This window comes from Ligilactobacillus hohenheimensis (assembly GCF_947381805.1).
Lineage (GTDB): Bacteria > Bacillota > Bacilli > Lactobacillales > Lactobacillaceae > Ligilactobacillus > Ligilactobacillus hohenheimensis.
In genome coordinates this window covers 204,283-220,420 of record NZ_CANCXC010000001.1, presented here as the reverse complement: position 1 = coordinate 220,420, position 16,138 = coordinate 204,283, and the positions used below count along the sequence as shown (strand labels likewise).

The 16,138-nt window shown below is 49.9% G+C and carries 15 protein-coding genes; all 15 read right to left on the bottom strand.

Annotation, left to right across the window (positions count from 1 at the left end; all coding sequences use genetic code 11):
- Positions 1–73: 73 nt before the first annotated feature.
- The 15 genes from recD2 to QOR60_RS01070 all read right to left on the bottom strand — a co-directional run bounded on the left by recD2 (position 74) and on the right by QOR60_RS01070 (position 16,118).
- Complete coding sequence (gene recD2, locus QOR60_RS01140) at positions 74–2,479, bottom strand: SF1B family DNA helicase RecD2 (RefSeq protein WP_283581523.1); 2,406 nt, start codon at positions 2,477–2,479, stop codon at positions 74–76.
- On the bottom strand, positions 2,472–3,152 hold the full coding sequence (locus tag QOR60_RS01135) for a tetratricopeptide repeat protein (protein WP_283581522.1): 681 nt from the start codon (positions 3,150–3,152) through the stop codon (positions 2,472–2,474). The genes recD2 and QOR60_RS01135 overlap by 8 nt, the downstream gene beginning before the upstream one ends.
- 11 nt (positions 3,153–3,163) lie before the next feature.
- A complete protein-coding gene (locus tag QOR60_RS01130; RefSeq protein WP_283581521.1) occupies positions 3,164–3,820 on the bottom strand; it encodes a histidine phosphatase family protein in 657 nt (218 codons plus the stop codon).
- Positions 3,821–3,941: 121 nt separating this feature from the next.
- Entirely contained in the window at positions 3,942–5,069 is a 1,128-nt protein-coding gene (gene mnmA / locus QOR60_RS01125; RefSeq protein ID WP_283581520.1) for a tRNA 2-thiouridine(34) synthase MnmA, read from the bottom strand.
- A 253-nt stretch (positions 5,070–5,322) separates the two neighbouring features.
- A complete protein-coding gene (locus QOR60_RS01120; protein WP_283581519.1) occupies positions 5,323–5,667 on the bottom strand; it encodes a cysteine desulfurase in 345 nt (114 codons plus the stop codon).
- A 5-nt stretch (positions 5,668–5,672) separates the two neighbouring features.
- Positions 5,673–6,824, bottom strand: coding sequence for a cysteine desulfurase family protein (locus tag QOR60_RS01115; protein WP_283581518.1), 1,152 nt, complete (start codon positions 6,822–6,824; stop codon positions 5,673–5,675).
- A gap of 4 nt (positions 6,825–6,828) precedes the next feature.
- On the bottom strand, positions 6,829–7,524 hold the full coding sequence (locus tag QOR60_RS01110; protein WP_283581517.1) for a 5'-methylthioadenosine/adenosylhomocysteine nucleosidase: 696 nt from the start codon (positions 7,522–7,524) through the stop codon (positions 6,829–6,831).
- A gap of 11 nt (positions 7,525–7,535) precedes the next feature.
- Positions 7,536–7,823, bottom strand: coding sequence for a hypothetical protein (locus QOR60_RS01105; RefSeq protein ID WP_283581516.1), 288 nt, complete (start codon positions 7,821–7,823; stop codon positions 7,536–7,538).
- Positions 7,813–8,367 carry an NUDIX hydrolase gene (locus QOR60_RS01100; protein ID WP_283581998.1) on the bottom strand — a complete coding sequence of 185 codons (555 nt, stop codon included), beginning with the start codon at positions 8,365–8,367 and terminating at the stop codon, positions 7,813–7,815. The genes QOR60_RS01105 and QOR60_RS01100 overlap by 11 nt, the downstream gene beginning before the upstream one ends.
- A 184-nt stretch (positions 8,368–8,551) precedes the next feature.
- The gene (locus QOR60_RS01095) at positions 8,552–9,577 is read right to left on the bottom strand and encodes a lipid II:glycine glycyltransferase FemX (protein ID WP_283581515.1); all 1,026 of its coding nucleotides are present in this window, start codon (positions 9,575–9,577) and stop codon (positions 8,552–8,554) included.
- Positions 9,578–9,605: 28 nt separating this feature from the next.
- The gene (murE, locus tag QOR60_RS01090) at positions 9,606–11,129 is read right to left on the bottom strand and encodes a UDP-N-acetylmuramyl-tripeptide synthetase (RefSeq protein WP_283581514.1); all 1,524 of its coding nucleotides are present in this window, start codon (positions 11,127–11,129) and stop codon (positions 9,606–9,608) included.
- A 36-nt stretch (positions 11,130–11,165) separates the two neighbouring features.
- On the bottom strand, positions 11,166–13,964 hold the full coding sequence (gene ileS, locus QOR60_RS01085) for an isoleucine--tRNA ligase (protein WP_283581513.1): 2,799 nt from the start codon (positions 13,962–13,964) through the stop codon (positions 11,166–11,168).
- Between the two features lie 256 nt (positions 13,965–14,220).
- Positions 14,221–15,012: a DivIVA domain-containing protein gene (locus tag QOR60_RS01080; RefSeq protein ID WP_283581512.1), complete on the bottom strand. Its 792-nt coding sequence runs from the start codon at positions 15,010–15,012 to the stop codon at positions 14,221–14,223.
- Positions 15,013–15,074: 62 nt separating this feature from the next.
- A complete protein-coding gene (locus QOR60_RS01075; RefSeq protein ID WP_283581511.1) occupies positions 15,075–15,857 on the bottom strand; it encodes a YlmH family RNA-binding protein in 783 nt (260 codons plus the stop codon).
- Between the two features lie 6 nt (positions 15,858–15,863).
- Positions 15,864–16,118: a YggT family protein gene (locus tag QOR60_RS01070; protein ID WP_283581510.1), complete on the bottom strand. Its 255-nt coding sequence runs from the start codon at positions 16,116–16,118 to the stop codon at positions 15,864–15,866.
- Positions 16,119–16,138: the final 20 nt, after the last annotated feature.

The window sequence follows — 16,138 nt, the reverse complement described above, 5'->3', positions numbered from 1 at the left end:
TTCCTTAAACCAAACTCAAAACAATATAAGCGTGGTGAAAGTTAATGATCCTTCACCACGCTTATTCTAACTGCTAGTCTGCCCGCTTCATCATCTGGGGAGTAACCCCCTCCATTCCAATCATCGGGTCAATCGTTTCATTCGCAATCAGCGCCGCTGTGAGCGTAAACGTTTCTGTTGGTGGAACCCCCTCTGGTTGTTCTTGCTGACCTGCATCAGGTGATAAATCCTGGTGACCCGCTTCTTCTCCCTGAAGGTACGCCCGGAGCCGATCCGGAAGCGCCGTTAAGCGGTCCAATCCCGGATTAGCCACACTTTCCTGAAACGCCTGGGGTTCACCGAGTAAAATTAGTTTTTGCTTTGCCCGGGTAACTGCGGTGTACAGCAAATTACGTGCAAGCATCCGGTGGAATTGGCGAACCAGGGGAATGATCACTACCGGAAATTCACTCCCCTGCGCCTTATGAATCGACATGCAGTACGCCAGTTGGAGGTGGTACCAGTCCTCCCGGCCAAGTTCGACCTCGCGCCCATCAAAGTTAATTGTCATCGTTGCCGGTTGTTTTTTCTTTGCGTTTGCAGCCGTTAAACTAATGATGGTGCCAATATCACCGTTATAAATCTCCTTGTCCGGATTGTTAACCTGGTATAATACGCGGTCCCCAATTCTCAGCTCCTGGTCGTTTACCACCACACTCTTTTGCCCCGGATGCTGCGGGTTAAGCATTTCCTGGAGGGCATGATTAATGGCGGTAATTCCCGCAGGGCCGCGGTACATCGGCGCTAACACCTGAATATCATCCGCAGCAATTTCCTTTTGGAGGGCAATCTTCACAACCTGCGTGATTAACGGCGTGACCTGATTGGTCGAACACACGGTAAACGACCGATCCTGCTGCTTACTCAATAAATCAGCCGGAAGGTGGCCGCCCTGAATCTCATGGGCGAGCGTTACAATTGCTGAACCCGCCTGCTGCCGGAAAATCTGGTGCAATTCAGCCCGCGGAATCGCCACATTCGCGAGCAGGTCGTTAAAAACCTGCCCTGGACCTACGGACGGTAACTGATCCTTATCACCAACAAAGAGGACCTGCATGTTATTGGGAATACTCTTTACCAGTAACCGCATCAATTCCGTATCAACCATTGACGTCTCATCAATGATTAACAACGCCCCACTTAATTCTTCCACCTCTTCTGGCAGCCGGCTTCCCCGCCCGGTAATTCCCAGCAAATGGTGAATTGTGCATGCATGTAAATGCGTAGCCTCGCTTAACCGTTTCGCTGCCCGGCCGGTGGGCGCCGCAAGCAAAACGGGACTAGGTTTTCCTGGTTTCGCGTCCAACTCGTCCGGGTCAAGGTCATGAACCATTGCAAAAAGGGTGAGATAGCCGTTAATAATCGTGGTTTTCCCGGTTCCAGGACCGCCAGTCAGGATAAAACACTGGTGTTGAATTGCTTCTTTAATTGCCGCCCGCTGATCATCACTGTATTCAATTTCAAGGTGCCGCTCCACCCGGTTGAGCTTCTGGTCGATTGCGGCCACCTTTTGGGGATGCTGGTCAAGCAACCGGCTAAACTGGGCAGCAATCTCAACCTCCGCGTCGTAAAGCTGGCGGATAAAAACGCGCCCCTGCTTATCAAGAACAACGTGCTCCGCCTTAATCAGTTCCTGAAGCTGAGCCACCAACTCTGGCCCTTGAACGGCATTCCCTAACAACTGCTGGGTGGTAGTGATCAACTGCCGATCGTCAACGTAGGTATCGCCACTCGCTGCTGCCAGTCCCAACTGGTTAAATAGCGCCCCCCGCATTCGGGAAGGGTCATCCGGCGCAATCCCCAGCTGGGGCGCTAAAGCATCAATTCGCCGAAAACTAACATCGGGAACCTCAATCGCAATCCGGTACGGGTCATCATGGAGAACATCCAGAGTCGTTTCCCGAAAATGATCGTAAATTTTGCTGGCTAGACGCCCAGAGAATCCGTAGTTATTGAGTTCAATAACGGCTTGTTCGGCACCGTTATTCCGGCGAAGCGTCTTTATCAGGGTTTCCCGCTGCTTTGCTGATAAGCCTAGCCGGTCTGCTTGGTCCGGATCGTCCATTAAGACGTTAACCGCCTCTGCTCCTAAAATCTTTACAATCCGGGCGGCCGTTTTCCGCCCGATTCCCGGAAAATCTTCCCCAGCCAGGTAATCAATCACCCCCGCTTCGCTAGTAGGAGCCGCCACGGTCACCGTTTGTGCCCGAAACTGTTGTCCGTACTTCGGGTGGGCAACCAGCTCACCGCTAAACTGATACGTTGCGCCCTGCTGAACGGTGGGCATGTCCCCAACAACGGTTAACTCATCGTCATCCCAGTCAAAGTCAGTCTCCGTTACTGCCACCGCAATCACCTTATAAAACGAATCCGGGGCCGCAAAAATAACGTGGTTAACCTTACCCGTGAGGACATGTGTCCCTTGATTTTCGCTACTCATCCTTTTTCTCCCGTTGATGAACCGCCTGTTGCATGAATTTTTGCGTATCCGCTAGCCGCGCCTGCATCCGCTTATAAAACGCCGGATCATGCCGCTTGACAAAGTCAAAATCCGCTGCCGGGTCCTTCCCCTGAACCGTTAGGACAACGCCCCGTTGAAACCGTGCCCGGAGATCCTGGCCGTTAACCGTCAACGCCTTTGTATAGTACTCGTGCGCCTGCGTAAAGTTTCCCAGTGCCATAAAAGTATCGCCCATTAGCGTTAGCGGGGCACTATCCCGCTTCAGCTGTTCACTAGCCGTTAGTGCAAACACGAGCGCCTGTTGGTATTTCTTCTGGGCATAGTACGTTTGGGCAATCATCATGTACGCCTGCCCCTTTAAGCGTTTATCCTGAACCCGCTGAAACTCTCCGAGGGCTTCTTGGTATAATCCACTGGCGTAATAGACGTTTCCTAACCCGTAGTGCAATAAATTCTCAGCGTGGTTATCACCATTAAAATGGCTTAACGCCCGTTTTAACAGCTCCTCTGCTTGCGGATAACTCTGTTGTTCTGTGAGGGCTGTTCCTAATTCGTAGTAGCGCTCAACCTCATCTGGATGCGCATCCACTGCAGCCACTAATTGTTTGATTGCCTGTTGGATCTGGGCCTGCTTTTCCTTCCGTTCTCCCATAAAACGACTCCTTATACGGTATCACTTTCGTCAATTTTCCGGTGTAAATAGCTGGTTTCATTAAAGGCGCAACACTTAAAATGCGCTCCCCCATCAACCGTTTCAAAAATCGAGGTACTGGTATTCACTAACCCGCCCCGCCGGCGTAAATCCGCTAGGGAATAGCCTAACAGGTGGCCTAACTCCGCACACAGCACCCCACCATGGGTAACCACCAGAATATTTCCCGCCGGAAACTCGCGGGCAATGGCCTGTAGCCGGGGCGTTACTCGGTTAATTACGTCCGTAAACGATTCGCCCCCAATCCGATCAGTCCGGTACTGATCAGGATGATGATGGAAGGCATCACACTCCTGCGGATACTTCGCCGCTGCCGCCTCAAAAGTCATTCCTTCGAGTTTTCCTAGATTAAACTCCTTAAAGGCATCATCAACCGTCAGGGGAATCGCAGTTCCCATATCATCAATCAAAACGCGTGCAGTTGCCCTTGTCCGGGGAAGCGGACTAACGTATGCGTGGTCAAAATGAACATCCTTTAAGTAGTCTGCTAGTTCATGAATTGCCGCAATACTTTCGGGGAGTAGCGGGGAATCACCGCCCGCTCCCTGGTACCGCCGTTCTAGGTTCCACTGCGTTTTTCCGTGCCGAATAAAATAAAACTTTGTCATGCCCTCTCTTCCTTCCGCTCCCATTATCACACATTGCCGGTACTAAAAAAAGCCGGACTTAATCCGACTTCTCGCTGGCTAATCCTTCACAAACTTCGCCCAGCATTCATCCTGCGATTACCTACACGTACTGGCGTAATTCACCCTTCCAGTATGCGTGGTCAATCGTTCCGCTTCCCAGACATTCCTCGCCATCGTAAAAGACCACTTCCTGTCCGGGAGTGACCGCCCGGGTGGGGTTATCAAACAGAACGTCAACCTTCGTATGGTCCGCATTAAATCGAACGGTGACCCCATCATCTTTTTGCCGGTACCTAATTTTAGCCGTACAGTGGAACTCATCCCCCCGATCATCAATCGGCGCAATAAAGTTTAACTTCGATGCATCTAGTTTATCGGCAAATAATCCTTCGTTATTGTAGCCCTGCCCAACATACAGGATATTCTTGTTGAGGTCCTTTCCGACCACAAACCATGGCTCATTACTTGTACCGTTTCCGCCAATTCCGAGTCCCCGCCGCTGGCCAATCGTGTAATTCATTAGCCCGTGGTGTTCACCCTTTACCTCACCATCAAAGGTCATGATCTTCCCCGGTTGGGCTGGCAAAAACTCACTCAGAAACTTACCGAAGTTTCGTTCGCCAATAAAGCACACTCCGGTTGAATCCTTCTTATGGGCGGTTGCAAGGCCCGCTTCTTCCGCAATTTGCCGCACCTTACTCTTTAACATTCCACCAATTGGAAAGAGTGCCCGCTCAAGGTGGTGCTGCGTTAGCTGACTTAAGAAGTACGTTTGGTCCTTATTCGGATCAGCCCCCCGCAACAGGTGTACTGTTCCGTCCGGGTCACGGCGGGTTTGCGCATAGTGCCCCATTGCAATGTAATCGGCATCGAGTTTCAACGCATAGTCCAAAAAGGCATTAAACTTAATCTCCGGGTTGCACATTACATCCGGATTGGGCGTCCGGCCCCGCTTGTATTCGTCCAGGAAATACGTGAACACGCGGTCCCAGTATTCCTTTTCAAAGTTGACTGAATAGTACGGAATTCCGATTTTATTAGCCACCTTGGCGACGTCTTCATAGTCTTCGGTCACCGTACAGACACCGCTGTCCTTTTTCTCGTCCCAGTTTTTCATAAAGACCCCGACCACGTCGTAGCCTTCCTGCTTCAACAGGTACGCAACGACGGAGGAGTCCACCCCGCCACTCATCCCCACAACTACGCGGGTATGCTGCTTATCCTTCATTTATCATCACCATCACTTCGTTAAATTCTGAATCAACGGATTGAAGGTCACGCAATTCAGTCTTTTTAATCATAGCACGCCTGTATCGAGGTTACTAATTAAAAGTAATTATAATCTTTTTGTCGTTTTGCATAAATCAACGTCAAAACAAACGGGCTGGGCGGAAGTTTACAGCCTGAATCCATCCCACGTAATTCAGTTAGCTTGCCGCCTCCACCACGCCCGTTTTAATCATTTTGGTACACCATGCTACTTAACACTCAGCCAATGCACCCCGATCAATCAATTCCTGGAGCGTAAAGTTTAGCTGTTCAAGTTCGGTTGCATACTTGTCAGGCTGCTTAAAGATATTTACCGCCTGCATTTCATTCGCGGTCACCACCGCCATCTTAAAACCAGTTAGGTCCTGATTAACGGTAATTTTAAGTCGAACGCTCCGGTTATCCGCCTCATCCGGATTAAGTTTCCGGTCAAGTTGAAACCGGCCCGCCTTTGTTGGGATAAACCCCGTATCCCGCAGGGTATACTTTTTAATCGTCGTCGCCAACCCAAACCGGCGAGAATCACCCTTTAACTGAGCCTGTTTTTCATATGCCATTTTATTTATCCCCTTTTCATCCGGTTAATAATCTTCGCCACTTCTTGGACAACCGTGTTGATCTCTGCCTCCGTATTCAACGGGCCAAAACTAAACCGAATCGTTTCGGTTACCCGCGGCGAGTCACCGTACATTGCCCGTAACACATGGGATGGTTCCAGCGAACCTGCCGTACAAGCCGACCCCGCTGCCACCGCAATGCCCGCCAAATCCAGGTTGGTAATCAGGGCGTCGTTCGGAACCCCCTTAAACCAAATGCTTAATACGTGGGGCAAGTAGTCTTCACCGTGCCCCCCATTCACCTCAAAATCAATCCCGGCGTCCGTTAATTTGGTGATTAGCGATTCCTTTAAGGCCTGTTCGTGTTCGCGCCGGGCACGCTTGGTGTCCGGATCAAGCAGCGCAACCGCCTTCGCAAACCCCGCAATGGCAGGAATGTTCTCCGTTCCCGCACGCCGGTCTAGTTCCTGTTCACCGCCCTTAATTAACGGTGGAAAATTTAAACCGGTACGGCGGTATAAGAAGCCCATAAACTTCGGGCCGTTAAGCTTATGCGCCGAAGTTGCCAGCAAGTCAATGTGGTCGCGTTGAACATCAATATCGAGTAACCCGTACGCTTGAACCGCATCCGTGTGGAACCACGCATTAGTTGGGGCCACGAGTTCACCAATTTCATGAATTGGCATCCGGGCACCCACCTCGTTGTTCCCCGTCATCACGGAAACAAGGATCGTGTCGTCCCGCAACGCCGCCCTCAGATCAGCGAGCCGAATCATTCCGCATTCATCAACCGGTAGGTATGTCACTTCAAACCCGTGCTGTTCCAAGTACTGCATCGGCTTTAGCACCGCCTCGTGCTCAACCGCAGTTGTTATGATGTGACGTCCTTCCTGTTGCCGCGCAAGGGCCGTCTGAATAATTGCGGTGTTGTCACTTTCGGTCCCACCACTCGTAAAAACAATTTCATCATCCCGCGCAGCATTAATTGATTGGGCAATAGTATGCCGGCTTTCATCTAGAATTGCCCGAGCCTCCCGCCCAAATGAATTAACGCTGGACGCATTCCCGAAAACCGTCTTCATTACCGCCGTCATCCGGTCAATTACCGCCGGATCCATGGGCGTCGTGGCTGCGTTATCCAGATAAATCCGTTCCATTTTACTAGTCCTCCGCCTGGTCAAGGAGGTTAAGAATCATCTGGGCAGACTGCTTTCCCGCTTGGATAATAAATTCATCGAATGACTGGCTTGCTTCCTCATCACCAGTATCTGACATTGCCCGAATAACCACAAACGGCACGGCAAACTGATGCGCAACCTGGCCCACTGCAGCCCCTTCCATTTCACTACATAAAACATCGGGGTACAGTTCCTTAATGTGGTTAATCTGGGCCGTCGAACTAATAAATTGGTCGCCAGAAACAATCAAGCCACGTTTTACGGGCATCCCAACGTTCTGGGCTGCATTCACAATTTGGTCTGCTAACGCCGCATCTGCCTCAAAGAAACGGGGTTGGTTCGGTAATTGGCCGGGGGCGTAGTTAAAGGCCGTGGAGTTCACGTCATGGTATGCTACCTTGGTTGAAACCACCACGTCACCAACCTTTAAGCCATCGCCAATTCCACCGGCCGAACCAGAATTAATCACGCAATCAACCTTAAAATGGTCAATTAAAACCGCCGTCATCATCCCGGCTTGGACCTTTCCAATCCCCGATTCAACCATTGCGACGGCGTGGCCGTTTAACGTTCCCGTTGAAAACGTTGCCCCCGCAATGACCACATCATCACGGTCCGCTAGCCGCCGCCGTAACTCCTTAATTTCCTCTTCCATTGCACATAAAATTCCGTATCGCATAGTGTTCCTCCTTAAAAGTTTACAAACCGCATAAACAGGTACGTCAAGACAATTAAAATCACAAGCACGAGAATTACCTTGTTCAGCTTGCGGCCTAACCGCCGCGCTTTTTCATCAATAAGAGCTTGCCGTTCCGCCACCCGTTGTTCTTCCCTGGTAGGAAGTGGTTCCTCCTCTTCAGGTTGCTGGGCCCACCTGGGAGTTTCGCGGTGAAGATGTTCGGTTTGTTCGTCTTCGTTTGCAGCCCACTCCTGGTCAAATTCTTCGTGCTGGTGGCGCCTTAACCGTTCATCGCCCATTACTGGTATCCTCCTTCAATTGCCAGTACCACAAAGCCATAATTGTTTTGGCATCACAAATCAACCCGGTTGCGATTTGCCGGTGCATCTCCGTGGGTGTCAGGGAAACCAGTTCGAGAAACTCATCGTCATCCTGGGGAAGCTCGTTGGCCACTGGCGCTAACCCCATAGCGCAAAACAACGTCATCTTTTCATCTGCAAAGCCCGGTGACGTGTAAAATTGGGCGACCTGCTTCAAATGTGTCGCTTCCATCCGCACTTCCTCGTTTAACTCTCGTTTGGCCGTTTGGAGGGGCGCCTCGCCTGGTTCAATTTTTCCCGCCGGAATCTCTAGCGTCACCTGCCGCAGCGGTTCCCGCCACTGTTTTACTAGAATAATCTTTCCGTCATCCGTAAGCGGAATTAACCCCACCGCTCCGTGATGGTGGACAATTTCCCGGTTTGCTGGTTGGCCGTTAGGAAGACGGACCTTCTCTACTGCAAGATCAAGAATTGCCCCGTGGTAAATCGTATGCTCGCTTTCAACGTGCTCTTTGAAGTTAATTTTCACCGCCACCCCTCGATTCAAATTCTCCGTTTAATTGTAGCATACCCCGAAGAAGGGTGCGCCAGGTTGCATGACGAATAAGATCCTGTGGCCTGCCATTTATTTTGTTCACCGTCACCAACTTATCCCACAAACAGTAAGGAGGTCGGGAACTGTAACCCAACCTCCTTTTACTACTAAACTATAAGCTTTCCATGTGTTCGTTATACTTCCGGTAAGCATCTTCATCGAAAACACGATCAATCTCACCGATGTATTCGGTTACGCCGCCGGTAAATCCAGCTTTATAAACGTATAAACCATCCTTCGGATCAGCCTCAAAGATTCCACCAAAGTCATAATATGGTTTGCCGGTCTCAACGGCCCAGTTAATCATGTTCCACTGCATCAGGTAGTTTGGCATAAGATTCCGCTTAACGTTTGTCGAACCACCGTACATATGCCATACCCGATCACCGTAATTAGCCGTAATCGCACCGGCTAGAATGTCATCCTCATGCCGCGCAAGGTAAATTCGAACATGGTCACCTAACTCATCCAGCACCCGTTCAAAGTATTCCTTCGGCCGGTACGTAATATGTTGCCGCTCAGCCATTGCCTTGTGCGTTTCGTAAAACGCGTCCAAGTATTCCTGGCTCTTTCCGTAATCAACCGTTACGCCCTTCCGTTTAGCTAACCGGATATTGTACCGCGTGTTTTTCCGGAATTTCATCATTAATTCATCGACGTTGTCAGGAGTTACGCCGTTTAAATCCAGGACCATGTTCAACCGTGGCATGATTGTCCCGTGGCCAACGACATCCTTATTGCGAACGGTAAAGCCTGCTTCACGCAACGCATGGTCATACTCATCCGTGTACTCAACTTCCGGGTCGGCCCGTAAAACAAACGCACCTTGTTGCTGCAAGTAATCACTTGCTTCATCATAAAGCCGTTTTACAAGCGCTACGTTATGAACATCACACACGGGGCCCTTTGAACAGTACGCCAGCTTTTTTCCGCCAGCTTGCTTATTAGCAATCATCAAAATGGACATTGCCCCTTCAATTTGACCGGCTTCATCCGTAACATACACATAACATGGTTCCCAATTTGACTTTACCCGGCCCCATTCAACAGTTTGGGTTAGTTTTCGGTTAGGACTCGTTGCTAAAAAATCCTTGTATCGCTGAAGTTCAGCCTGGTCGTTCATATCTACAATCGGCATTTCGCTCACCTCATTAAAATTTATCCTACTAGTTGCGGTGCTTTAAAAGTTCCTGCGCTAGGTAATAATCCCCATCATACGGAACGTGTTCCCCGTTTTTATAAATGAACCGTTCCCGGCCCTTAGCTGCCAGTAACACGACGTCATCCGGATGGGCGCCATTAATCGCCGCCGTTACCGCCTGTTTCCGGTCAACAATCTGGTGAACCGTCACGTTCGGGGTAATGTGGGCAACAATCGCCTGCATGATTTCGCGAGGGTCCACGTTAGCACTATCATCTTCGGTAATATATGCGACATCGGCTTCTTCAGAAACAGCCCGGCCAATGTCCGCCCGCCGGGATTCGGCCTTTCCGCCAACCCCGCCAACAACAACCACAACCTGCCCGTGGGGATGCGTTTGGCGAAGGTACTGGAGAGCCCGCTTTAGGCTAATGTAGTTATGCGCGTAGTCAACACAAACCGTAAGGCCATCTTTAGCCTGAAGCATCTCCATTCGTCCAGAAATAGTGGTTTCCGCTATTCCCGCAACGGTCGCTGGAACATCGGCACCACACAGTCGGCTCACGATAATTGCCGGAACCGCGTTTTCGTGGTTAAACGCCCCAACCATTTTCATCCTATACTGCTCATCCACCGCCGGAACGTCAGCACTCACATTTACTAACGAGAAATCCTGTCCATTGGACGGATCGTTCCCGTACCGATAGTCTCCCTGATGTTTTCCATACGTGATTACCCGCGGACACTTTGCCCGTGCCTTAGCCAATAACAAGGAAGCATAGTCTGTTTCTGCATTGATAACCATTGTGTGGCTGTTCTTAAACAACTGGGTTTTACAATACAGGTAATCATCAAAGGACGGGTGCTCAACCGGACTAATGTGGTCAGGAGAAATATTGAGGAACACCCCAATATCAAACGTAATCCCGTATACCCGGTTGGTTTTATACGCCTGACTGGAGACCTCCATCACAAGATACTCCATCCCGTTATCAACGGCCTGCCGCATGGACCGAAACAGATCGAACGACTCCATCGTTGTCAGTCCCGATTCCGTGTAGTGAACCCCGTCAACCGAATTTTCAACGGAGGAAAACTGCGCCACTTTTCCCGGGGCCATGTGCTGAAGAATATGCCGGGTAAAGTATACTGCCGTCGTCTTCCCCTTAGTCCCGGTAAAGCCAATTAAGCGCTTAAATTCCTTATCAGGATACCCGTAAAAGGCCCGGGCAACCACCGCCATTGCCTTTTTAATGTCAGTTACGATGAGCTGCACGACTGATGCCGGGGTTTCAGAAAAAACGTTCTCCGTAACAATTACCGGCACCCCCGCCCGAATTGCCTCATCGAGGTATGCCCGCTTAAAGTTGCGGCCCTTGCAAAAGAAGAGGGTGTGGGCATCACTTTGTTTTGAATTATACGAAATGGTCGTTAATCCCGTTGCTGAATCAGGTTTTGGAAAAGAATAAGTCCACTGCTTATCCTGAACGGCCTCCTTAAAAAGGTGTGCGTGTTTTAATAGCTCAACAACTGCACTTTCCGCTAACATCTTATCCCCCACCTTCGTTATTTTTATGACAAATTCTTATTTTTCTAGCCCTTCAGTTACAGCCTCCGGAAAATCCTGCCGAACAACCGCAGCACACCGGCCACATAACGGGGCCAACTCGCTATCGGTTCCTAAGTCTTCCCGGTACATCCGGCACCGCGGGCATACCTCACCGGCTGCGTGCTCAACCACAACGGCAACACCCTCACCCTGAAGTGCGTCTGCTGGCGCTTCATCAAGGGCGTGCATTTCTAGCTGTGAAACAATCATCGTCTGGCGCACGTCTACTCCAAGCCGCGTAATTAACTCCTGTACAGAAGCATCCACGTAGAGGTTAACCCGCGCTTCAAACGACTTCCCGATTAACTTTGCATCACGGGCTTCTTCCAGCGCCTTAAGGACGGTTGACCGCACCTTCATAAACTGCTCCCAATCAGCAAGGACATGGTCCTCATGATTCCGGTGGTCCACCGCTGGCATCTCGGCTAACTGAGCAAATTCTTCCGGTTCCTTCAGGTATTCCCAAACTTCTTCGGTTGTGTGTGGAATAACTGGCGTTAATAACTTAGCCAGCCGAACCACGATATCGTACATTACCGTTTGCATCGAACGCCGTGCATGGCTGTCCTTTGCCTCAATGTAAATAACATCCTTAGCAATATCCATGTAAAAGGCCGACAGGTCAACGGTTACAAAGTTAAGAATTTGCTTGTAAATATCCATGAAATTATACGTCGCAAAATCATCTAGGATGGTCTTCGTCAGCCGGTTAACCTTCATTTCCATATACTGGTCAAGCGGAGTCAGGTCATCAAAGGCAACGTGGTTTTCCTGGGGGTCAAAGTCCGCCGTATTGGCCAACAAGAAACGGAACGTATTCCGCAACTTCCGGTAACTTTCAGCAATTTGCTGGAAACTCCCCATCGAGACCCGAACGTCTGCTGACGTATCAACACTAAGAACCCATAGCCGGATAATCTCAGCGCCCATTTGCTTAATTACCTTTTCCGGAACAATCGTGTTCCCCAGTGACTTACTCATCTTCCGGCCCTTACCGTCAAGGGTAAAGCCTTGGGAAATGACTTCCTTGTACGGCGCCTTTCCTGTCATGGCAACGCTCGTAATTAAGCTGGAGTTAAACCATCCCCGGTACTGGTCTGAACCTTCCAGAACTAAATCCTCCGGATACGTTAGGTAGTCCCGCTCGACACAAACACCCTGATGGGATGAACCAGAATCGAACCACACGTCCATGATGTCCGTTTCCTTGGTAAATTGACCATTTGGTGAGTGCGGACTCGTAAATCCTTCCGGAAGAAGGTCTTTTGCTTCGCGCTCGAACCATACATTAGAGCCGTGTTCCGCAATTAGGTCAGCAACGTGGTTAACCGTTTCGGGAGTAATGATTGCTTCGCCATCTTCCCCATAGAAAATTGGGAGAGGAACGCCCCAAACCCGTTGCCGGGAAATAACCCAGTCTCCCCGGTCCTTAATCATATTACGCAGCCGTTTCTGGCCCCATTCTGGATGGAACTGAACGTCATCAAGGGCAGTAAGAATCTCATCACGAATCTTATCAACCGATGCAAACCACTGTGGGGTTGCCCGGAAAATAATCGGCTTCTTTGTCCGCCAGTCAAACGGATAACTATGCGTGTATGGCATGGACTTTAATAAGAGACCCTGATCAGCTAACTTCTTAAGCGCAATGTCGTTAGCGTCCTCGTAAAAGACCCCGTCAAAATCGGCCCCTGCTTCGGCAGTCAGGTAACCCTGGTCATTCACCGGAGCAAAAATCGGTAGCCCGTATTTCTTTCCGACCATGTAGTCGTCTTCCCCGTAACCAGGAGCCGTATGAACCAACCCAGTCCCGTCATCAAGGGTTACAAAGTCCCCCAGCATGGTAATTAACTTGCGGGAAGCATCAAACGGGTGCGCCGCAACAACGTTTTCGAGTTCTGCCCCCCGGACCGTCTTGATTACTTTGACGTCATCCCATCCGAAGAGTTCCGCGTTCTTGTTAACTAACTCAGCAGCCATTACGAACTGGCGCTCATCATCATCGTGAGTGACCACCGCATAGTCAAAGTCCGCCGCAATGGTAATCCCCTCAGATGCCGGAATCGTCCATGGGGTCGTCGTCCATACCACCATGTACGTTTGGTCATTGGCTAAAACGCCCTTGCCATCGATAACCCGTTCCGCAAAGAACGCTGATGGTGATGTTACGTCATGATACTCGACTTCGGCTTCTGCCAGCGCAGATTCTGAGGACCATGACCACCGCACGGGCTTTAATCCCTTGTAGATTAATCCCCGCTCAGCCATCTTTCCAAAGACCCGGATTTCAGCCGCTTCGAATTCCGGTTTGAGGGTTAGGTACGGGTTGTCCCACTCAGCGTTAATTCCCAGCCGTTTAAAGTCCGCACGTTGCTTATCAACCTGCTTAAGGGCGTATTCCCGACACTTCTCCCGAAAATCATTAACTGAGAGCGTCTTCCGGTCGATCCCTTCCTTCTTCAGCTGTTGCTCAATTGGCAGTCCATGAGTATCCCATCCAGGAACATATGGGGCATAGTATCCCATCATTGACTTTGAACGAACAATGAAATCCTTGGAAATCTTATTCATGGCATGCCCCATGTGAATGTTACCGTTAGCATATGGAGGGCCATCATGAAGAACAAAACTGGGCTTTCCTTCGTTAAGCTTCAGCCGTTGTTCATAAACCTTATTGTCTCCCCACTGCTTTTGGCGCTCGACTTCCTTTACGGGAAGATTTCCCCGCATCGGGAACTTTGTCTTCCCCATGTTAAGCGTTTTTTTGATCCGCATAAGTTTCTTTCCCTTCTTCTAGAGTACAAAAAAATCCCGTCGCTCGGGACGAGATTTTCGTGGTACCACCCAACTTCAGGAGTGGTAACCACTCCCCTTAGTGTAAAGATAACGGCATTAAGCCGGCAGTTCCTAATTTATTCAGAACCACATCCCAGCAACCGATCGGTAATGAACGGAGGGAGGACTACCTCACACCACCGTAGCTCGCTGAACCTAATCACGTTCATTCCATGCTGCTGTTTGGAAATTAGTATTACTGTTCGTCGTCATCAACGACGTTACCCTGGCTGTAGTGGCGCCCAGCTGGCTCATCATTCGTGTCAGGGAAAATAACAACCGTCTGTTCCTCGTCGTCATCAGCACCGCCGTTTACTTCAGCCTGAGCTTCATCCGAAGCAGGAGTTTCTGGCTCATCATTTGTATCCGGAGCAACCTGCTGCTCTTGCGGGGCGTTTGCCGTGAAGGACTGGACCGTCATGGCATCTTCCTTGTTCATCGCATCATCTTCACGAATAGCATTCTGAATCTCTTCGTAGGTGCTTGTATCACCCTGCTTCAGAATCTCATCCCATTCGCTCCCCTTGACAACTTCAAGCTGTGATTCCAGCATTACCTGTAACTTCTGCCGGAAAATCCGCGCCTGCTTCTTCAGGTCGTCAGTTTCAATGGCAAGTTGCTTAGCCTTTGCAGCCGCTTCATCAATAATGTGACGGGCCTTTTCATTTGCCTGGTCAATAATGTCCTGACCCTGCTTTTGCGCTTCACGGTTGATGATGTCGGCTTCCCGCTGTGAGTTGGCCTTCACCTTATCAGCCGCTTCCTGGGCAACAATAATTGACTGGTTCAGTGAATCCTTTAAATCATTGAAGTACTTTAACTTCTCTTCGTACTGCCGGATTTCTTCGTTTAACCGGTCATTTTCCCGGAGTGAAGCCTCGTAATCCTTTTGAATCTGATCAAGAAAGTCAACAACTTCTTCCTGATCAAACCCACGGAACTTTGTCTGAAATTCCTTATTATGAATATCTCTTGGGGTCAATGCCATCCCCGACACCTCCATTAATTATCTTCTTGTTAATCGTATACCTTTTAGCTAGAAAAGCAAGCTCACCGCCGGCTGTGGATCACCTCACCACTAACCCGGAGTTTTCCTTTTTTAGTTCGCTCCGGGGCCACACGAGTAATACGAAACCGACCCGCTCTTCTTACAGAAATAATATCATATTCGGCCACGGAATAGTCACCCTGATCAACCACACTCCAGTTCACCCGCACATATTGGCGGCTGAGGACTTCCTTGGCCCGTTGGCGGGAAAAGTTAAAAACAGCAGCAATAACCGCATCAAGGCGAACCGAAGCAATGGTTATCTGCATTGGCTGCCAATCATTTTGGGGGCGAATTACTGCAGTTGCAGGAACTAAATTCACCTTAACTGGGCCAATGCGCTCAACCTGCGCTTGTAAGTATGCTGCAATCCCCCGCTCACACATAAACTGCCAGGTGGTTCCATCACTAATGATATCGCCCAACACGTCCCGCTCAATTCCACTATTAACCAGCGTTCCTAAAACCTGACGGTGTGCTAACGTGGCGAATTTAACTGGGTACCGAATTGTAAGCGGGGTAATCGCAAAGTCAGCGTTTTCCGGGGAAAAGTAATCCGGAAAAACAATCGCGCGACAACGTTCCGCCCCCGAATAGCCTCCAGAAAAAGCCACCTTTACGGCACTCCCCCCGACAAGCGTTTGTAAAATATACTGTGCCCGCGGATCAAGAAAGTGTGTCGTTACCGGCCGGTATTCACTTTCCGCTTGTGCAACCACCCCGCTGAGCTGGTCGATTAACGGCCGCTCGGCGGGGCGGAAATGCTGATAAATATTTGCGTTCATGCTCTACTACAATATCCGCAAAATGGCAAATACACCATACTCGATAAATTGTAAGGCAATCAACCCCACCCACGGAGCAAATGAAATCCCGAAAACCGGTGGAATAAACCGCTCAAAAATCTCAAGGTATGGCTGACAAAGACGCACCAATAATTGGCCCAGCTTTGTTTGATAAGCATTCGGGAACCAGGACATAATGCAGTACACCAAGATCAGCGTTGAATACAATTCAAAAAGAACCTGAATAATTTGGCCAATCATCCTCGCTAATTCCCTCCTCC

Coding starts and splice junctions, on each gene's coding strand:
- QOR60_RS01080 (WP_283581512.1), bottom strand. CDS start 15,012: ATGGCATTGACCCCAAGAGATATTCATAATAAGGAATTTCAGACAAAG.
- QOR60_RS01120 (WP_283581519.1), bottom strand. CDS start 5,667: ATGGCATATGAAAAACAGGCTCAGTTAAAGGGTGATTCTCGCCGGTTT.
- recD2 (WP_283581523.1), bottom strand. CDS start 2,479: ATGAGTAGCGAAAATCAAGGGACACATGTCCTCACGGGTAAGGTTAAC.
- QOR60_RS01070 (WP_283581510.1), bottom strand. CDS start 16,118: ATGATTGGCCAAATTATTCAGGTTCTTTTTGAATTGTATTCAACGCTG.
- QOR60_RS01135 (WP_283581522.1), bottom strand. CDS start 3,152: ATGGGAGAACGGAAGGAAAAGCAGGCCCAGATCCAACAGGCAATCAAA.
- QOR60_RS01110 (WP_283581517.1), bottom strand. CDS start 7,524: ATGCGATACGGAATTTTATGTGCAATGGAAGAGGAAATTAAGGAGTTA.
- murE (WP_283581514.1), bottom strand. CDS start 11,129: ATGTTAGCGGAAAGTGCAGTTGTTGAGCTATTAAAACACGCACACCTT.
- QOR60_RS01130 (WP_283581521.1), bottom strand. CDS start 3,820: ATGACAAAGTTTTATTTTATTCGGCACGGAAAAACGCAGTGGAACCTA.
- QOR60_RS01095 (WP_283581515.1), bottom strand. CDS start 9,577: ATGCCGATTGTAGATATGAACGACCAGGCTGAACTTCAGCGATACAAG.
- QOR60_RS01115 (WP_283581518.1), bottom strand. CDS start 6,824: ATGGAACGGATTTATCTGGATAACGCAGCCACGACGCCCATGGATCCG.
- QOR60_RS01105 (WP_283581516.1), bottom strand. CDS start 7,823: ATGGGCGATGAACGGTTAAGGCGCCACCAGCACGAAGAATTTGACCAG.
- QOR60_RS01075 (WP_283581511.1), bottom strand. CDS start 15,857: ATGAACGCAAATATTTATCAGCATTTCCGCCCCGCCGAGCGGCCGTTA.
- mnmA (WP_283581520.1), bottom strand. CDS start 5,069: ATGAAGGATAAGCAGCATACCCGCGTAGTTGTGGGGATGAGTGGCGGG.
- ileS (WP_283581513.1), bottom strand. CDS start 13,964: ATGCGGATCAAAAAAACGCTTAACATGGGGAAGACAAAGTTCCCGATG.